The 16498-nt window shown below is 41.2% G+C and carries 16 protein-coding genes; 11 read left to right on the forward strand and 5 right to left on the reverse strand.

Annotation, left to right across the window (positions count from 1 at the left end; all coding sequences use genetic code 11):
* The first annotated feature begins 79 nt into the window (after positions 1–79).
* From BAU16_RS02770 to BAU16_RS02800, 7 genes are all read left to right on the forward strand, one after another.
* Positions 80–2725, forward strand: a complete 2646-nt coding sequence (locus BAU16_RS02770) for a valine--tRNA ligase (RefSeq protein WP_161526388.1) — start codon at positions 80–82, stop codon at positions 2723–2725.
* A gap of 105 nt (positions 2726–2830) precedes the next feature.
* Entirely contained in the window at positions 2831–3412 is a 582-nt protein-coding gene (locus BAU16_RS02775) for a DUF1700 domain-containing protein (RefSeq protein WP_161526389.1), read from the forward strand.
* Entirely contained in the window at positions 3402–3551 is a 150-nt protein-coding gene (locus BAU16_RS02780; RefSeq protein ID WP_156171213.1) for a hypothetical protein, read from the forward strand. Before BAU16_RS02775 ends, BAU16_RS02780 begins: the two co-directional genes overlap by 11 nt.
* Positions 3552–3659: 108 nt before the next feature.
* Entirely contained in the window at positions 3660–4979 is a 1320-nt protein-coding gene (locus BAU16_RS02785) for a bifunctional folylpolyglutamate synthase/dihydrofolate synthase (RefSeq protein WP_137605783.1), read from the forward strand.
* Positions 4972–5643, forward strand: a complete 672-nt coding sequence (locus BAU16_RS02790; RefSeq protein WP_161526390.1) for an HAD family hydrolase — start codon at positions 4972–4974, stop codon at positions 5641–5643. The genes BAU16_RS02785 and BAU16_RS02790 overlap by 8 nt, the downstream gene beginning before the upstream one ends.
* Positions 5644–5704: 61 nt before the next feature.
* The gene (gene radC / locus BAU16_RS02795) at positions 5705–6391 is read left to right on the forward strand and encodes a RadC family protein (protein ID WP_048604685.1); all 687 of its coding nucleotides are present in this window, start codon (positions 5705–5707) and stop codon (positions 6389–6391) included.
* Positions 6392–6534: 143 nt separating this feature from the next.
* Positions 6535–6735, forward strand: coding sequence for a cold-shock protein (locus tag BAU16_RS02800; RefSeq protein WP_137605784.1), 201 nt, complete (start codon positions 6535–6537; stop codon positions 6733–6735).
* A gap of 61 nt (positions 6736–6796) precedes the next feature.
* Here BAU16_RS02800 and BAU16_RS02805 read toward each other — a convergent pair whose 3' ends face one another.
* The 4 genes from BAU16_RS02805 to BAU16_RS02820 all read right to left on the reverse strand — a co-directional run bounded on the left by BAU16_RS02805 (position 6797) and on the right by BAU16_RS02820 (position 9603).
* Positions 6797–7255, reverse strand: a complete 459-nt coding sequence (locus BAU16_RS02805; protein WP_161526391.1) for a TetR/AcrR family transcriptional regulator — start codon at positions 7253–7255, stop codon at positions 6797–6799.
* A 163-nt stretch (positions 7256–7418) separates the two neighbouring features.
* Positions 7419–7643: a hypothetical protein gene (locus BAU16_RS02810; RefSeq protein ID WP_161526392.1), complete on the reverse strand. Its 225-nt coding sequence runs from the start codon at positions 7641–7643 to the stop codon at positions 7419–7421.
* Between the two features lie 66 nt (positions 7644–7709).
* On the reverse strand, positions 7710–9389 hold the full coding sequence (gene rnjA / locus BAU16_RS02815) for a ribonuclease J1 (RefSeq protein ID WP_048604689.1): 1680 nt from the start codon (positions 9387–9389) through the stop codon (positions 7710–7712).
* Position 9390: 1 nt separating this feature from the next.
* Positions 9391–9603: a DNA-directed RNA polymerase subunit epsilon gene (locus BAU16_RS02820; RefSeq protein ID WP_048604690.1), complete on the reverse strand. Its 213-nt coding sequence runs from the start codon at positions 9601–9603 to the stop codon at positions 9391–9393.
* 355 nt (positions 9604–9958) lie between these two features.
* Here BAU16_RS02820 and BAU16_RS02825 point away from each other — a divergent pair, with 355 nt between their 5' ends.
* The 3 genes from BAU16_RS02825 to BAU16_RS02835 all read left to right on the forward strand — a co-directional run bounded on the left by BAU16_RS02825 (position 9959) and on the right by BAU16_RS02835 (position 14573).
* Complete coding sequence (locus tag BAU16_RS02825; protein ID WP_048604691.1) at positions 9959–11692, forward strand: ABC transporter ATP-binding protein; 1734 nt, start codon at positions 9959–9961, stop codon at positions 11690–11692.
* On the forward strand, positions 11689–13455 hold the full coding sequence (locus BAU16_RS02830; RefSeq protein ID WP_161526393.1) for an ABC transporter ATP-binding protein: 1767 nt from the start codon (positions 11689–11691) through the stop codon (positions 13453–13455). The genes BAU16_RS02825 and BAU16_RS02830 overlap by 4 nt, the downstream gene beginning before the upstream one ends.
* 167 nt (positions 13456–13622) lie before the next feature.
* A complete protein-coding gene (locus BAU16_RS02835) occupies positions 13623–14573 on the forward strand; it encodes an NADP-dependent oxidoreductase (RefSeq protein ID WP_137605788.1) in 951 nt (316 codons plus the stop codon).
* Positions 14574–14690: 117 nt separating this feature from the next.
* Here BAU16_RS02835 and clpP read toward each other — a convergent pair whose 3' ends face one another.
* Entirely contained in the window at positions 14691–15284 is a 594-nt protein-coding gene (gene clpP / locus BAU16_RS02840; protein WP_048604694.1) for an ATP-dependent Clp endopeptidase proteolytic subunit ClpP, read from the reverse strand.
* Between the two features lie 649 nt (positions 15285–15933).
* Between clpP and BAU16_RS02845 the strand changes: the two genes are divergently transcribed.
* Positions 15934–16443: a hypothetical protein gene (locus BAU16_RS02845; RefSeq protein ID WP_171000831.1), complete on the forward strand. Its 510-nt coding sequence runs from the start codon at positions 15934–15936 to the stop codon at positions 16441–16443.
* Positions 16444–16498 lie beyond the last annotated feature (55 nt).

Here is a 16498-nt window from a genome sequence, read left to right on the forward strand (position 1 = left end):
CATTTTAGGACTTTTTTATTTTTTTAGCGGCTTGCCGCAAGGATATTTTTTTTACAATGAGAACACAGGAGGAATTGAGATGACAGAAAAAAATTTATCGACCAAGTACAATCCTCAAGAGGTAGAAACCGGTCGTTATCAACAATGGCTGGACCAAGATCTGTTTAAACCAAGCGGCGACAAAAAAGCAAAACCTTATTCAATCGTGATCCCCCCACCAAATGTTACCGGGAAATTGCATTTAGGACACGCATGGGATACGACGTTACAAGATATGCTGATCCGTCAAAAACGGATGCAAGGCTTTGACACCTTATGGTTACCGGGAATGGACCATGCGGGAATCGCCACACAAGCAAAAGTAGAAGAAAAATTACGGGAACAAGGCATCTCCCGTTACGATCTTGGTCGGGAAAAATTTGTTGACCAAGTGTGGGAATGGAAAGAGGAATACGCAGGACATATTCGGGAACAATGGGCAAAGATGGGACTTTCCCTGGATTATAGCCGAGAACGTTTCACTTTGGATGATGGATTGTCCGAAGCAGTTCGCAAAGTGTTTGTAACCCTTTTTGAAAAAGGACTGATCTATCGTGGGGAATATATTATCAACTGGGATCCGCAAGCACGGACGGCCCTTTCTGATATTGAGGTTATCCATAAAGATATTGAGGGTGCCTTTTACCATATGACCTACCCCTTGTCAGACGGCAGTGGCGAAGTTGAAATTGCGACGACACGTCCAGAAACGATGTTGGGAGATACGGCAGTGGCGGTTCACCCTGATGATGTCCGGTACCAAGAGCTGATTGGAAAAACAGTCATTTTGCCATTGGTAGACAAAGAAATTCCAATCATTGCGGATGCATATGTAGATATGGATTTTGGTACAGGTGTTGTAAAAATCACGCCTGCTCATGATCCGAATGACTTTGAGGTCGGTAATCGCCATGATTTGCCACGGGTCAATGTAATGGAAGAAGACGGCAAGATGAACGAACTAGCTGGTAAGTATGCCGGTATGGATCGCTTCGCCGCTCGTAAAGCTATCGTTGCTGACTTGAAGGAACTGGGACGATTAGTCAAAATTGAAACCATGATCCACAGCGTTGGTCATTCGGAACGAACCGGGGTAGTCGTTGAACCAAGACTTTCTACCCAATGGTTTGTTAAGATGGCTCCTTTGGCAGAACAAGCGATGGTAAATCAAGAAACGGATAACGCAGTAGAATTCTTTCCACCACGGTTTAACCAAACCTTTTTGCGGTGGATGGAAAATGTCCACGATTGGGTTATTTCTCGTCAATTATGGTGGGGACATCAAATCCCTGCTTGGTATCATAAAGAAACCGGCGAAATGTACGTTGGCATGGAAGCTCCTGCGGACAAAGAAAATTGGGTGCAAGACCCTGATGTGTTGGATACATGGTTCAGCTCTGCTTTGTGGCCTTTCTCAACGATGGGCTGGCCGGATACGACTAGCGAAGACTACCAACGCTACTTCCCAACCAGCACATTAGTGACAGGATACGATATTATTTTCTTCTGGGTTAGCCGAATGATGTTCCAAAGTTTGGAATTTACCGGGGAACGTCCTTTCCAAAATGTTTTGATTCACGGCTTGATTCGGGATGAACAAGGTCGGAAGATGAGTAAATCCTTAGGTAATGGGATTGATCCGATGGAAGTCATCGAAAAATATGGTGCTGATGCGTTGCGCTGGTTCTTGTCAAATGGTTCTGCACCGGGACAAGACGTACGCTTTAGTTATGAAAAAATGGACGCCGCTTGGAACTTTATCAATAAAATCTGGAATGCTTCTCGTTTTGTTTTGATGAATGTGGAAGATATGACCTACGACGAAATTGATTTATCTGGTGAAAAAACCGTGGCCGATCGCTGGATTTTGACTCGTTTGAATGAAACCATAGAAAAAGTCACTGAATTGTTTGACCGTTTTGAATTTGGTGAAGCGGGTCGTCAATTGTACAACTTCATCTGGGATGATTTTTGTGACTGGTACATTGAAATGAGTAAAGAAATATTGTATGGAGAAGAGGATGCAGCAAAACAAACCAATAAAAGCATCTTGGTTTACACGCTAGATCAAATTTTACGGCTGCTTCATCCGATTATGCCTTTTGTGACGGAAGAAATCTGGAGCAAACTGCCTCATCAAGGAACCTCATTGGTGGTTGCGGAATATCCAGTGGTTCATGCAGAATTTACTGATGAAAAAGCGGCAAAAGGGATGGAAGTATTGAAGGAATTGATTCGTTCGGTCCGCAATATCCGTTCAGAAGTCAATACACCATTATCAAAACCGATCACTCTGCTAATCCATACGACAGATAAAGAAATTGATCAATTCTTGGTTGAAAATAAAAACTATATCGAACGTTTCTGCAATCCAGAAGAGTTGGTAATTTCAGAAAAGGTGGAAGCACCAGAATTAGCAATGTCTGCTGTTTTGACCGGCGCAAAAATTTATTTGCCGTTAGCCGGATTAATCAACATCGAAGAAGAAATTACTCGGCTGGAAAAAGAATTGGATAAGTGGAACAAAGAAGTTAAACGAGTACAAGGAAAATTAGCAAATGAACGCTTTGTTGCTAGTGCACCGGCAGAGGTTGTCGATCAGGAACGTGAAAAAGAAAAAGATTACCTTGAAAAACAACAAGCAGTTCAAGAACGAATCCAACAATTACGAACAATTGAAGGCTAGTTTACTAGGAGTGAGACGAGGGTCTCGCTCCTTTTTTTCAGCCTTTGGTCGGATGTGTCTGCGCTCTTTTTCTCGTATAGTGGAGAAGTAAAGGAGGATTCAGGGATGGACAAGAAATTATTTTTGGCGGAATTGTTGCGATTATTGCCGGACGATGTTGACCCGCAGGAAAAAGCAATTATTTTAAATCGGTATGAGGAAATCATCGAAGGACTGGTTGCAAAAGGCTACAGTGAGTATGAAGCAGTTTTGATGCTGGAGGATCCGGAAGAAATTTTGCGACAGTCCGGGTTTAAAAACAGTCGTCCAAAACGAAAAATGAATTGGTTGACAGGAACGCTGTTAGTTTTAGGCTTTCCACTTTGGGGAAGTCTGCTTTTAGTAGTCTTGAGTTTAGTCTTTACCGGCTACATTTTGTTGTGGCTGCCGGTGATGATCTCCGGTTCATTTTTCATAGCGGGGATTTTAGGAGGCGGTTTTTCCGTTTTAATGAGTTTCTTTGCGTTACAAGATGGCTTGTTTCTCTTTTTAACACAATTTGGAATCGGTGTGGCATTTATAGGTGTCGGCCTACTTTCTTTTCTCTTTACCTATCAAGTAGGAGTCGGTATTCTTAAACTCACACGAAAATCTTTTCAATTTTTATTAAGACGTGGGAAAGACGAGGTGCCAAGTTATGAATTTTAAGCGGTTATGGAAAATCGGGTTTGCATTGGTAGCCATTGGTGGAGTGATCGCAGTCAGTGGCTTTGCTCTGACAGGTGGCAATCCTCAAGCCTACCAACACCATCAGGAAGCATGGTATCGTACGATTCATTTTGATTAATCAGGAAACCAAGAGACGAGTGCTCTTGGTTTTTTTGAATCTGGTTTTTACTGCTTTTAATCGGAAGTTTGTTATAATAAAACTACAAAAAGAAAATGGGGTGAGTAAATGGTCAAAACTGGAGAGGAAGCGGTGACCTGGATTCACAATCGGCTAATGAATGGTCCCCGTCCGGGTTTGGAGCGGGTTAATGCGTTATTGGATCGAGTAGGACATCCAGAAAAAAAATTAACGGTGATTCATATTGCGGGAACGAACGGCAAAGGATCAACGGTTAGCTATTTGCGCAGTATGTTAGAAGAAACCGGGCTGACCGTGGGAACCTTTACATCGCCTTTTATTATTCGCTTTAATGATCGGATTGAACTTAATAGCTCAGATATTTCAAATGAAGATTTGGTCCGTTATGTCAATAAATATCAACCTTTTGTGGAAGATATCAATCAAAATGCCGGATTGGGTGATATTACAGAATTTGAATTGATTACAGCAATGGCCTTCGATTATTTTCTGGAGAAAAAAGTAGATGTAGCAGTCGTCGAAGTGGGCATCGGCGGTTTGTTGGATTCTACCAATGTTGTGGCCCCTTTTTTAACCGGGATTACAACAATCGGAATGGATCATATGGACATGCTGGGAGATACGATTGAAGAAATTGCTGCACAAAAGGCAGGAATCATCAAAAAGAATGTCCCCGTAGTCACTGGGAATATTCCGGAAGCGGCTCTTGAAGTCATCACTCAAAAAGCACAGCGAGAAAATGCGCCAATTTATTCGTTAGGTGAAGCCTATCACGTTAACTACTTACATCCGGATGAAGAATGGGGAGAAGTATTCACGTATTCAAGCAAGCTGGGAAAACGGACCAATTTAAGTATTCCTCTTGTTGGTTCTCATCAGCCAGAAAATGCGGCATTGGCGATTCAGTTGTTTGAACTTTTTTGTGAAATGAAACAATTGCCGCTGAAAAACAAAGACATTGTGAATGGGCTGAAACGCGCAAAATGGCCGGCGCGAATGGAGCGTTTGAGTCAAGAACCGCTGATTATGATTGACGGTGCCCATAATGTTCACGCAGTCAAGAGACTCGTGGAGACCATGAAAAAAGAGTTTAAAGACTATCAAATCAGTATTCTGTTTTCTGCCATTACGACAAAAAATGTACAGGAGATGCTGGATCTTCTTTTGGAAATTCCAAAGGCGAAGATTTATCTGACAACCTTTGACCATCCCAAAGCAATCTCCCTCAATGATAATTTTGTTGTGCCAAATAATGAGCGGGTATCAATCGTTTCCTTGTGGCAATTTGGTTTAGCAGAAATATTAGAAAAAATGACCAGTGAAGATTTATTGTTGATTACTGGATCATTGTATTTTGTTTCAGATGTGCGAAAATTATTACTGGAAATGGGAGAGATCAATGAATAGATTAGCAGGTGTCATTTTTGACATGGACGGATTGATTTTTGACACGGAAATGATTTATTACGAAGCAACACAAATCGTTGCAGATGAGTTGAAGATTCCTTACGACAAAGCGTTGTATCTACGATTTCTTGGGGTGTCAGACGAGGAGGTATGGGAAGGGTATCATCGGTTGTTTGATGAAACCTTTGGTACGGAATATGTCCAACAATTTATTGAACAATCGTACCGTAAAACGCTTGAAATGTTTGAGGCGGGACAAGCCAGTTTAAAACCGGGGGTACGGGAATTGCTGCGTGCATTGGATGATGCCGGTCTTCCCCGTGTGGTTGCCTCTAGCAATCAACGGGAAGTAATCGATCGATTATTGGCAGTTTCAAATCTAAGCCATGAATTTATGGAAATCATATCCTTTGAAGATGTTGTGCGAGCAAAACCTGATCCGGAAATTTTTGAAGTCGCGCAACAGCGTCTGCAACTGCCGAAAGAACGCTTGGTTATTTTGGAGGATTCTCAAAATGGTATTTTAGCCGCCTATGCTGCGGGAATTCCGGTGATTATGGTACCGGATCTGCTATTGCCGGATGAAGAATTAAAACAAAAGACTGTAGCAGTTTTAGATTCATTAGTAGAAGTGCCGTCATTTTTGCAACGCTTCTATAATTAATTTCATCAATTTTTGACCTCCTTTGCGTATTTATTATCAGAAAGCGTAAAGGAGTTTTTTTATGGAAGCAAAACGGATGATTCCGCAAAGTTCACTGCCCCGAGAACGGTTATTGGATTATGGTCCGGAGGCTCTTTCCAATCAAGAGTTGTTGGCAATTTTACTGCGTACCGGTAGTAAATCCGATAATGTGATGGAGGTAGCGGGAAATATTTTGGGAGAATTTCCAAGTCTTTATGATTTAAAGGCAGCCAGCTTGGAGGAATTGATGGCGATTCGCGGCATTGGTCAGATTAAGGCCATTGAATTGCAGGCAACAATGGAACTGGGGCAGCGGATTCAGCGTTCACTGCAACCAAAATTAGGCAAAGTTCGCTCAAGTTTTGATTTGGCTTTTCGTCTAATCGAGGAATTAAAAGATTATCAGCAGGAACATTTTATCTGTTTGTATTTGAATACTAAAAATGAAATCATTCAAAAGCAAACGCTGTTCAAGGGATCGCTGAATCAAAGCATTGCCCACCCGAGAGAAATTTTTCGAGTGGCAGTGCGTTTTAGTGCCGCCCGTTTGATTGTTGTCCACAATCATCCCAGCGGAAATCCCAAACCTTCTGAAAATGATTTGGCTTTTACTCGTCGGTTGAAGGAATGTGGGGATATGATGGGGATTGATTTATTGGACCATATTATCACCGGACATGATAAATACATTAGTTTACGGGAAGAAGGTTTTTTTGATAAAATGTAACAGCTTGCAAAAATCCCCATAAGAGTGTAAACTATTTATGTAATTTTGTTTGGGAATAGAAGTTGAAACAGCAGTTACACCTCTATCGTACGCGAGCAATGTTACAATCAATCAAGTGCTTTTGCACGAGGAGGTTTTTTATCATGGAAAATGGAACAGTAAAATGGTTTAACGCAGAAAAAGGTTTTGGCTTTATTTCTCGTGAAGACGGCAGCGATGTATTCGTACATTTCTCTGCAATCCAAGGAGATGGCTTCAAAACGTTAGAAGAAGGTCAAGCAGTGACTTTCGACGTGGAAGAATCTGACCGCGGACCACAAGCAACAAACGTTGTTAAAGCGTAGTTGACTGTATATAAAAAGCATGACATCAGCAATTTGCTGAATTGTCATGCTTTTTTTTTAATTATTTAGCGAGCACTTTAGGGATTTTTTCAAAGCTTTTGACCGCAGCTTTGCCTAGGGTATAATACCAGAAAGTTTCAAAGTCTTCTGCCGGGGCAAGCTGTTGAAAGTGTTGGCGTAGAACCTGTTTGATTTCGTTGCGGCAGCAATCATCCATCAGGAAAAAACGCTGAAATTCTTTTGGGACTTGCTGTGCGTAACTGCAGATATTTTCTGTTAGTTCCGAAAGCGTCGTGGTTTCAGAAAGCTGAATCGCTTGTTCTACTTTTTCAAGGATATAGGTACTTGCCGCTTGCTTGTATTCCTGCAGCGTCTGGAATTCACGATAGATCGGTTGCGTGGAACAGGCCATTTTTTTGGCGATGTTACGGGCGTGAAATTGTTCAAAACCTTGCTCTACAATCAGCTGAAAGGCACCCTGTAATAAATGCTGGCGGTAGATTTTCTTCGTGCGTACCATGACAATATCCTCCTGAAAAAATAAGATTATGTTATCATAATACCACAAAAAACACGAAGATAATTTTTAAAAACCATTATTTATATCAAAAATATTCAAATAAACAAAGGATTATGATCGAAAACGTCCCTTTTTGTATAATTAACGACTTAAAGAAACAGTGTTATTTAAAAGGTGAGGGATAACTTTTAAATAAACGATCCAGTTCATCGTTGAGGGCTGTTTCGTACTGGAGACGCCACTTTTTTTCGTAAGCGACGGCAGCTTGGCGAGTAGCAAATTTTCGCTTTTCTTTTAAGTGACTGGTTTTGCGTTTTACTTTTTTGCCTTTACGTTTAATCAGTTCGTCTACCAGTTCATTGATAAATTCTTCTCGGGTTTGCGTCATGGAAACCGTCCTTTCTAATAAAAAAAGCGAGGCCTCCGTCAAAAATCATCCGGGGACCTCAGCTGTTTATTGTTCATCCGGAGACATGATCATGGATAGGATCATTGGATGACGTTCCGTTTTTTCAAATAAGAAGGGTTGCAACGCCGAAGACATTGCTTCTCTTAGTTTGTGTTCATTGCAGTTTGGTTGGTTCAAAGCTTCTCGCAATGCTTTAAACAAAATTGTTTGGCCTTCGTTAATCATATCACCGGATTCACGCATGTAAACAAACCCGCGAGATAAAATATCCGGACCAGCCAAGACTTCTTTTTTCGCCATGTCGATGGTTGCCACAGCAAGGACCAAACCTTCTTCAGAAAGTATCCGACGATCCCGCAAAACAACATTCCCGATATCACCGATTCCGCTGCCGTCGATGTAGACATCATTGGCATTGAAATGACCGGCTAAGCGAGCACTGTCAGCAGTCAGCGCAAGAATATCGCCATTGTCCATCAAGAAACAATTTTCTTTTGGTACACCGGTGTCTTGGGCAAGCTGGGTATGAATCTTCAACATCCGAAATTCTCCATGGACCGGCATAAAGAATTTGGGTTTCATGAGCCGAAGCATCAATTTTTGTTCTTCTTGTCCACCGTGACCAGAAGTATGGACGTTGTTTAATTTTCCATGAATCACATCCGCACCGGCTTCTAACAGCAAGTTAATCAAATGATTGACACTGGTAGTATTGCCGGGAATTGGAGAGCTGGAAAAAATGACGGTATCATCAGGTTGAATCTGGATTTGGCGATGGGTTCCGTTGGCAATTCGACTCAAAGCAGCCATTGGTTCCCCTTGAGAACCGGTACATAAAATCATTGTTTCATTTGCTGGTAAGCGATTGATTTCATGGGCATCAATGAACGTCCCATCTGGAACTTTGATATAGCCTAATTTTTGTCCGTTTACAATGGCATTTTCCATGCTCCGACCAAAAACAGCAATTTTTCGACCGGTTGCCACTGCGGCATCCGCTGCTTGTTGCAATCGGAAAATATTCGAAGCAAAACTGGCAAAAATGATCCGACCTTCAATTTTTTCAAAAATCTTTAAAATAGAAGCACCAATCGTTTTTTCAGATTTGGTAAACGTTGGAATTTCGGCATTAGTACTGTCAGAAAGCAGACAAAGCACACCTTCTTCACCGATTCGTGCCATTTTATGCAGATTGGCCGGTTCTCCCACTGGAGTGAAATCATATTTGAAATCTCCGGTCGCAACGATATTGCCAGAAGGTGTTTTTACGACCACTCCTAAGGCATCCGGGATACTGTGGGTGGTACGGAAAAAGCTGACGGATGTTTTACGGAAACGGATCACTGTGTCTTCGTGGATCTCATGCAAGGTTGCGTCTCGTAACAAGCCGTGTTCTTCTAATTTATTTGTAATCAATGCCAGCGCTAAAGGACCGGCATAAATCGGAATGTTGGCTTGACGTAAAAGATAAGGAATACCACCGATATGGTCTTCATGACCATGGGTGATGACCAAAGCTTTTACTTTTGCCAAATTTTGTACGATATAGCTGTAATCAGGAATGACATAGTCAATCCCAAGCAGTTCATCTTCCGGAAATTTGATTCCGGCATCAATGATGATAATTTCGTCTTGGAATTGAACCCCATAACAGTTTTTCCCAATCTCACCTAAACCGCCGACGCCAAAAACGCCGGTTTCATTGTTTTTAAGAGAAACTTTCATCTTAAAACTCCGTTAATTTGAAATCAGTGTTTTCTTTTTCGTACTCTAGATGACTTCCTTCTAAAGCTTGAATGTACTCGATGTTATATGGGGTATTTTCTTCCACTTGTTGACGAGCAGCAACTTCATCGACTGCATCGATATAAAGGGATTGTGTTTGTTCCCGTTTTGGGTTACGGGTTTTTGTTTCTTGGTAAAATACTTTATAGATCATAAAAAATTCTCCTTCTTCTGCTTTTTGCAGAACTGTTTTTAGTTAAACGGCGGCACAACAAAATGCAAGGGGGACCCCTCGTTTTTCTTTCAATACTTTTTACAGACTAGGTCGTGAGCAAAAAGAGAAAGCCTCGTCATTGCTTTCCGAATGTTTTTACAAAAATTCAACCGTTCGTTTGGTATACAAAGATACCGAATTATCATTATTTTAGCATAAAAGAAGTAAGAAGTATAGAAAGTGGATCAATTGAAAAGGAAAATCTATCGGAATTTGGTTTTTATCGCGGGATGTGGTTCTCTTGCGAAAACTCCTGTGCTATATTAAAAGTAATGCGAAAAAAGGAGGGCTTTGCTTGAAATTAATGTGGCATTACACAATGCGCTATAAAAAGCTGTTATTTTTTGATTTTATTTGTGTGTTTGGCTTTATTTTGATCGAATTGGGATTACCCACGATTTTAGCGCGCATGATCGATGTTGGGATCCGCAACAACGACATGGAGTATATTAAAAAAATGGGTCTGTTGATGATTGGTATCACAATCGTCGGCATTATTATGAATATTTTGTTAGGGTATTTTACCTCTCGAATCACTACCAATATCGTTGCAGATATTCGGGATGATTTGTTTGAACGAATCCAAAATTATTCACACCATGAATATGAAGCAATCGGTGTATCCTCATTGATTACCCGGGTGACCAATGATGCCTATCAAATCATGCTTTTTATGCAAAATATTTTGCGAACAGGATTTATGACACCAATGATGTTTGTGGTCAGCCTGTACATGGTGATGCGTACCAGTACCAGATTGGGAATGTATGTCTTGCTGGCTTTGCCTTTGCTGCTGATTGCAGTCGTTGCGATTGCTCGAATTTCCGAACCGCTTTCCACTAAGCAACAGAAAAATTTGGATAAGATCAACGGTATTTTACGAGAAAATCTTTCCGGCTTGCGGGTCATTCGTGCGTTTGTCAACGAACGCTTTGAAGAAAAACGTTTTGGCAAAGTGAATGATGCCTATACCTCCAGTTCGAAAAGTTTGTTTAAACTAATGGCAGTAGCACAGCCCGGGTTTTTCTTTTTGTTCAATTTAGTCATGGTTCTGATTATTTGGCAAGGAAGTATCCAAATCAATAATGGCGAGCTATTTGTCGGTGATTTAATTGCGTTTATCGAGTATATTTTTCATGCACTCTTTTCCTTTATGCTGTTTGCTTCTGTCTTTATGATGTACCCTAGAGCGGCGGTATCGGCGGGACGGATTCAAGAAGCATTGGATGCAATACCAGATATCGTAGAAAAAGAAGACGCAGTGACAGAAACAAAAGAAAAAGGCTACCTTGAATTTAAAAACGTAACTTTTGCTTATCCGGGACATGCAGAAAGTCCTGTGATTCGAAATGTCAGTTTTACTGCAAAACCGGGAGAAACAGTGGCCTTTATTGGTAGTACCGGTAGTGGAAAATCGACCTTAATCCAATTGATTCCCCGCTTTTATGATGTGAGCGAGGGGGAAGTACTGGTCGACGGTGTGGACGTTCGTCAGTTTCGATTGTCGGCATTACGGCAAAAAATCGGCTATATTCCACAAAAAGCACTGCTCTTTACCGGAACGATTGCTGAAAATATGCGTTACGGAAAAGAAGATGCTACTCAAGCAGAAATGGAACGTGCGGCAGAAATCGCTCAAGCCGCAGAGTTTATTGCCCAAACACCTGATGGTTTCGATGCACACCTTTCAGAAGGAGGCACCAATTTTTCTGGTGGACAAAAACAACGATTGGCGATTGCTCGGGCAATTATCCGGCAGCCGGAGATTTATATATTTGATGACAGTTTTTCGGCATTGGATTATCAAACTGATGCCAAATTACGGGCACGATTGAAACAGGAAACAACAGAATCGACCGTTTTAATCGTTGCTCAACGGGTGGGAACAATCATGCATGCAGATAAGATCATTGTCTTAAATGAAGGGGATGTTGTCGGTATGGGCACCCATCAAGAATTATTGGCGACTTGTCCGGTGTATTACGATATTGCCGCATCACAATTGTCAGAGGAGGAGTTGGCACGATGAAATCATTTTCTTCTTTGAAACGACTGGCCCACTATATTAAGCCCTATCGAACAACCTTTATTTTAGTAATGATTTTTACGGTTTTGACTGTAGTTTTCAATACGGCACTCCCTTACGTTACCGGTTTGCCGACAACAGAGATTACAAAAAATGTTGCGGCGGGGGAAGAATTGAATTTTCCTTATATTATCCGCTGTTTGATTTGGATTGCTGCAGTCGGTATCGGTTACTGTGTGACCCAATTGTTGGCGGGGGTCTTAATCTCCAATGTCGTTCAACAAGCGATGCGGGATTTGCGACGGGATATTGATGAAAAAATCAATCGTTTGCCGGTATCTTATTTTGACCGCAACCAACAAGGAAATATTCTTTCACGGGTAACCAATGATGTGGACGCTGTCAGCGGTGCGATGCAACAAGCACTGATTGGGATCGTCAATGCCTTTTTGGCAATCATCATGTCGATTGGTATGATGTTTTATATCAATTCCATTATGGCGTTAATCGCAATCATTATGATTCCAGCTTCCTTGTTGATTTCCCGAGGAATCGTGAAAATTTCTCAAAAATATTTCCAAGGAATGCAAAATTCATTAGGCGATTTGAACGGTTACGTTCAAGAAAACATGACTGGGTTCAGTGTGCTGAAGGTTTATGGTCGTGAGAAACAGACGCTGACGGGCTTTAAAAAAGTGAACCATACCTTGAAACATTACGGCTTTCGGGCAGCGTTTATTTCGGGATTGATGATGCCTTTAGTACAATTAACTGCTTATGCAACCTATATCGCTATGGCGATTTTAGGAAGCTATTATGTGATCGGCGGCGTGATCGTTGTTGGACAACTGCAAGCTTTTATCCAATACATTTGGCAAGTGAGTCAGCCAATGGGTAATATCACTCAATTATCTTCGATTCTACAAAGTGCTTCTGCTTCTGCAAAACGAGTGTTTGAGATTCTTGATGAACCGGAAGAACCGATGAACGAAGTCGATCAAACTCTGCCGGCAGAAATTCAGGGAGAAGTTGTTTTTGATCATGTTGGTTTTAGTTACGATCCACGGAAACCATTGATTAAGGATTTGAATTTTACTGTTAAAGCGGGGCAAACAGTGGCAATTGTTGGACCAACCGGTGCTGGGAAAACCACATTGATCAATTTATTGATGCGTTTTTATGATGTAAATGAGGGAGCTATTAAAATCGATGGTGTCGATACGAAAAAAATGAGCCGCAGTGCTGTTCGCTCAATTTTTGGGATGGTTCTACAAGACGCATGGCTTTATGAGGGAACGATTGGGGACAATATTCGTTTTGGAAAACTAGATGCGACGGATTATGAAGTCGTTGATGCGGCAAAAACCGCCAATGTCGATCATTTTATTCGAACGATGCCTGATGGGTATGAAATGGCCATCAACTCAGAAGGGGATAATGTTTCCTTGGGGCAAAAACAACTACTGACGATTGCTCGAGCAGTGATCTCTGATCCGAAAATCTTGATTTTGGATGAGGCAACAAGCTCCGTGGACACACGTTTGGAAGCTTTGATTCAAAAAGCGATGGATCGAGTGATGAAAGGGCGTACCAGCTTTGTGATTGCCCATCGCTTGTCGACGATTCGTGACGCTGATCTGATTTTGGTAATGAATCAAGGAGCGATTTTAGAACAAGGAACCCATGAAAGCTTGCTGGCACAGGGCGGATTTTATAGTCGCTTGTACCAAAGCCAGTTTGCCGAAGAAGCATCCTTGGAAGAATAAAAATAGGTACGTGTTAGAAAACGGTTCTTAGGAGCCGTTTTCTTTTTTTGAAACAATAAAATAGGCGATTACTCGTGGTTTGATTATACTATAGAAGAGGAACTGTAACCGTTTTTAGCAAAACGGGACTTTTTACAAGAAGTGATATAAGAATAGGAGTGATTCAATTGAAACGATTTGCAATCAAGGATTACGGACCAGCTAGGGAGGTATTTGAAGAAATTGAGGCAACCCCTAAAGAATTGACTGGCAACCATATTCGCGTAGCTATCAAAGCATTTGCCATTAATCCTTACGATGTCTCTCTTCGTCAAGGGAAAATGCAAGACTTTCGATCATTGAAATTTCCTTACGTGTTGGGAAACGATGGCGGGGGAATCGTGACCGAGGTAGCCGAAGATGTAACTAATTTGCGGGTTGGTGATCGCGTCGTTCTTCATCCAATCGGTGGTGCTTACGGGGAAGAAATCAGTTTACCCGCTCATAAGGCTGCCAAACTGCCGGACAAAATGTCTTGGCAGGAAGCTGCCGGCATGGTGACAACTGGAATCACCGCTTACAACATCTTATTTCATTTGCTGTCTCTGCATTCGGAGGATGTCGTTATGGTAGAAGGGGCATCTGGCGGTGTCGGATCGCTGTTGGTCCAATTATTAAAACAAAAAGGGCATCGGGTGTTGACTAGTGCATCAAAACATAATGAGGGACACGTGCGTCAGTGGCAGGTTGATGGCTTTGCTGCCTACGATCAAGAAGATCCAGGGAAAATTTTTGAAAACCAAGCAGATGTCGTTATTGATGCGACAAAAGGCAGTCGTGGCATCGAGGCAGGAGTAAGAATCATGAAGGAAAACGGCACATATGTCGCACTGAACACGTTGCCTACTGAGGAACAGCGGGTAAAAAAAGGCAAATATCTTCATTTTGGTCCGTCAAAAGAGTATTCGGATCAAGAAGCCTTCACCGCTTTGCTAGCTGCCTATGAAAAAGGACAGTTAGAAATCGAAATCGCAGAAGTGCTGCCTTTTGAATTAGCGAGTGTGATTCTTGCCCATGAAAAAATGGAAGGTCATCCGCCCGCTGGCAAAATTATTCTCGCCAAAGAAAGTTTCAAGTAGTTTTCCAAACAAAAAAAGATGGTCTCTTTCAAAGGAAACCGTCTTTTTTGTTTGGAAGGATTTTTTTTTTTGCGAGAAATAGAAAAAAACGACCACAAATGGGTCGTCTTCTGAGATTTAAGCTAAGTTATTGCTTGATTCCATAATTTCGTCGATCAAACCATACTCTTTTGCTTGTTCCGCTGTCATGAAGTTGTCGCGATCGGTATCTCGTTCGATAACGTCCAAGGGTTGACCGGTACGTTCAGCCAAGATACGGTTTAAGCGGTCACGGGTTTGTAAAATATGACGAGCAGCAATTTCAATTTCAGTTGCTTGTCCTTGCGCACCGCCAAGAGGTTGGTGGATCATGATTTCAGCATTTGGCAAGGCAAAACGTTTGCCTTTAGCGCCAGCCGTCAACAAGAATGAACCCATGGAAGCTGCCATTCCTAAAACGATGGTTTGAACATCGGCTTTGATAAAATTCATGGTATCAAAAATCGCCAAACCAGCAGTCACGCTACCGCCGGGAGAGTTGATATACAAATAGATATCTTTTTCAGAATCCTGCGCATCCAAGAATAAAAGTTGCGCAATGATTGAATTTGCTAAATCGTCTGTAACTTGTCCGCTCAACATAATGATGCGGTCTTTCAATAGGCGGGAGTAAATATCGTAGGCTCTTTCGCCGCGAGATGATTGTTCGATAACTGTAGGAATTAAGTTCATAATTCAGGTTCCTCCTTTAAAATACATGGTAAAATTGTAATTAGTTAGTGGATGTATAAGATGTTTTGCGAATTAAGTGTACCACAAAATATTTCCAACATCTAAAAGAAAGTATACACGTAAGGTCAATAAAGGTCAAATAGAAAACTTTGCCTTTTAGGTATCAAAGGGAAAGCATCTTATGCTAAAATAAATAGCGTATATCTCCTCTCAAAAGAAGATATCAGTTTCACTTTTATTAAAAGTCCAAGTGGTATGAAAATAGCGGGAGAGAATAAAACAAAATTCCCTACCAAGAAAAGTTAATACATTAAAACGAACGAGGATGCCAGTCCCACTATTTCCAAGAAAACTAGTGGGATAGTATATGGCGTGAAAATAAAACAAAATTTCCTACCAAGAAAAGTTAATACATTAAAACAAACGAGGATGCCAGTCTCACTATCTCCAAGAAAACTAGTAGGATGGTATACGTAGAGAGAATAAAACTAAATTTTCTGTCAAGAAAAGTTAATACATTAAAACAAACGAGGATGCCAGTCCCACTATCTCCAAGAAAACTAGTGGGATGGTATACGTAGAGAGAATAAAACTAAATTTTCTGTCAAGAAAATTTAATACTTTAAAACGAACGAGGAGTGACTTCATGATCGCAGTTGCAGTTTCTGGTTTTATCGGTGTGTTGACGGGGGCGTTAGTCGTCGCCATTGCCTTTAATTTGCGCATTCGCTATGATGAGCGTAAAGAGCAACGCCGCCGCCAGTTGGAACACAAAGTAAAAGAAATCGAGACCCTAATCCAATTAAATAAAAAAATCAACGAGATTCTTCAAAAAAGAGCTGTTTTAATGGATGAATACGTCAGTTTTGACGGCTTTGATGATTGCTATATCACGATTGATGACTTTGCCTATTTGCAATCATTTGCTGCACAAAACAATTTTTATTTGCCAAATTATATTTTAGAAGAATTCTTCAAAAAAATCGCCCAACGAAAGGTGATTTTATCACCGGATGAGACCATGAAAATCGGTGGGTACGCCTATAAAGGTGGACGGGTCATTTTGGAGCATTTTACGGACGATTTGACTGAACTGATTAATGAACGGAAAAATCAATTAAAGACGATTTCTGGCGAAACATTGACCTATTTTTCGTAAACCAATTGTACAACGATAATCTGAATCCTATTGAGGTGACAGAAGACGTTGTACT

The organism is Enterococcus sp. JM9B (assembly GCF_009933265.1).
Taxonomy (GTDB): domain Bacteria; phylum Bacillota; class Bacilli; order Lactobacillales; family Enterococcaceae; genus Enterococcus_C; species Enterococcus_C songbeiensis.

Bases quoted from the DNA above. Each gene is read 5' to 3' on its own strand.
- BAU16_RS02820 (WP_048604690.1), bottom strand. From the start codon at position 9,603: ATGATCTATAAAGTATTTTACCAAGAAACAAAAACCCGTAACCCAAAA.
- rnjA (WP_048604689.1), bottom strand. From the start codon at position 9,389: ATGAAAGTTTCTCTTAAAAACAATGAAACCGGCGTTTTTGGCGTCGGC.
- BAU16_RS02790 (WP_161526390.1), top strand. From the start codon at position 4,972: ATGAATAGATTAGCAGGTGTCATTTTTGACATGGACGGATTGATTTTT.
- BAU16_RS02770 (WP_161526388.1), top strand. From the start codon at position 80: ATGACAGAAAAAAATTTATCGACCAAGTACAATCCTCAAGAGGTAGAA.
- BAU16_RS02775 (WP_161526389.1), top strand. From the start codon at position 2,831: ATGGACAAGAAATTATTTTTGGCGGAATTGTTGCGATTATTGCCGGAC.
- BAU16_RS02800 (WP_137605784.1), top strand. From the start codon at position 6,535: ATGGAAAATGGAACAGTAAAATGGTTTAACGCAGAAAAAGGTTTTGGC.
- clpP (WP_048604694.1), bottom strand. From the start codon at position 15,284: ATGAACTTAATTCCTACAGTTATCGAACAATCATCTCGCGGCGAAAGA.
- BAU16_RS02805 (WP_161526391.1), bottom strand. From the start codon at position 7,255: ATGGTACGCACGAAGAAAATCTACCGCCAGCATTTATTACAGGGTGCC.
- BAU16_RS02780 (WP_156171213.1), top strand. From the start codon at position 3,402: ATGAATTTTAAGCGGTTATGGAAAATCGGGTTTGCATTGGTAGCCATT.
- BAU16_RS02810 (WP_161526392.1), bottom strand. From the start codon at position 7,643: ATGACGCAAACCCGAGAAGAATTTATCAATGAACTGGTAGACGAACTG.
- radC (WP_048604685.1), top strand. From the start codon at position 5,705: ATGGAAGCAAAACGGATGATTCCGCAAAGTTCACTGCCCCGAGAACGG.
- BAU16_RS02830 (WP_161526393.1), top strand. From the start codon at position 11,689: ATGAAATCATTTTCTTCTTTGAAACGACTGGCCCACTATATTAAGCCC.
- BAU16_RS02785 (WP_137605783.1), top strand. From the start codon at position 3,660: ATGGTCAAAACTGGAGAGGAAGCGGTGACCTGGATTCACAATCGGCTA.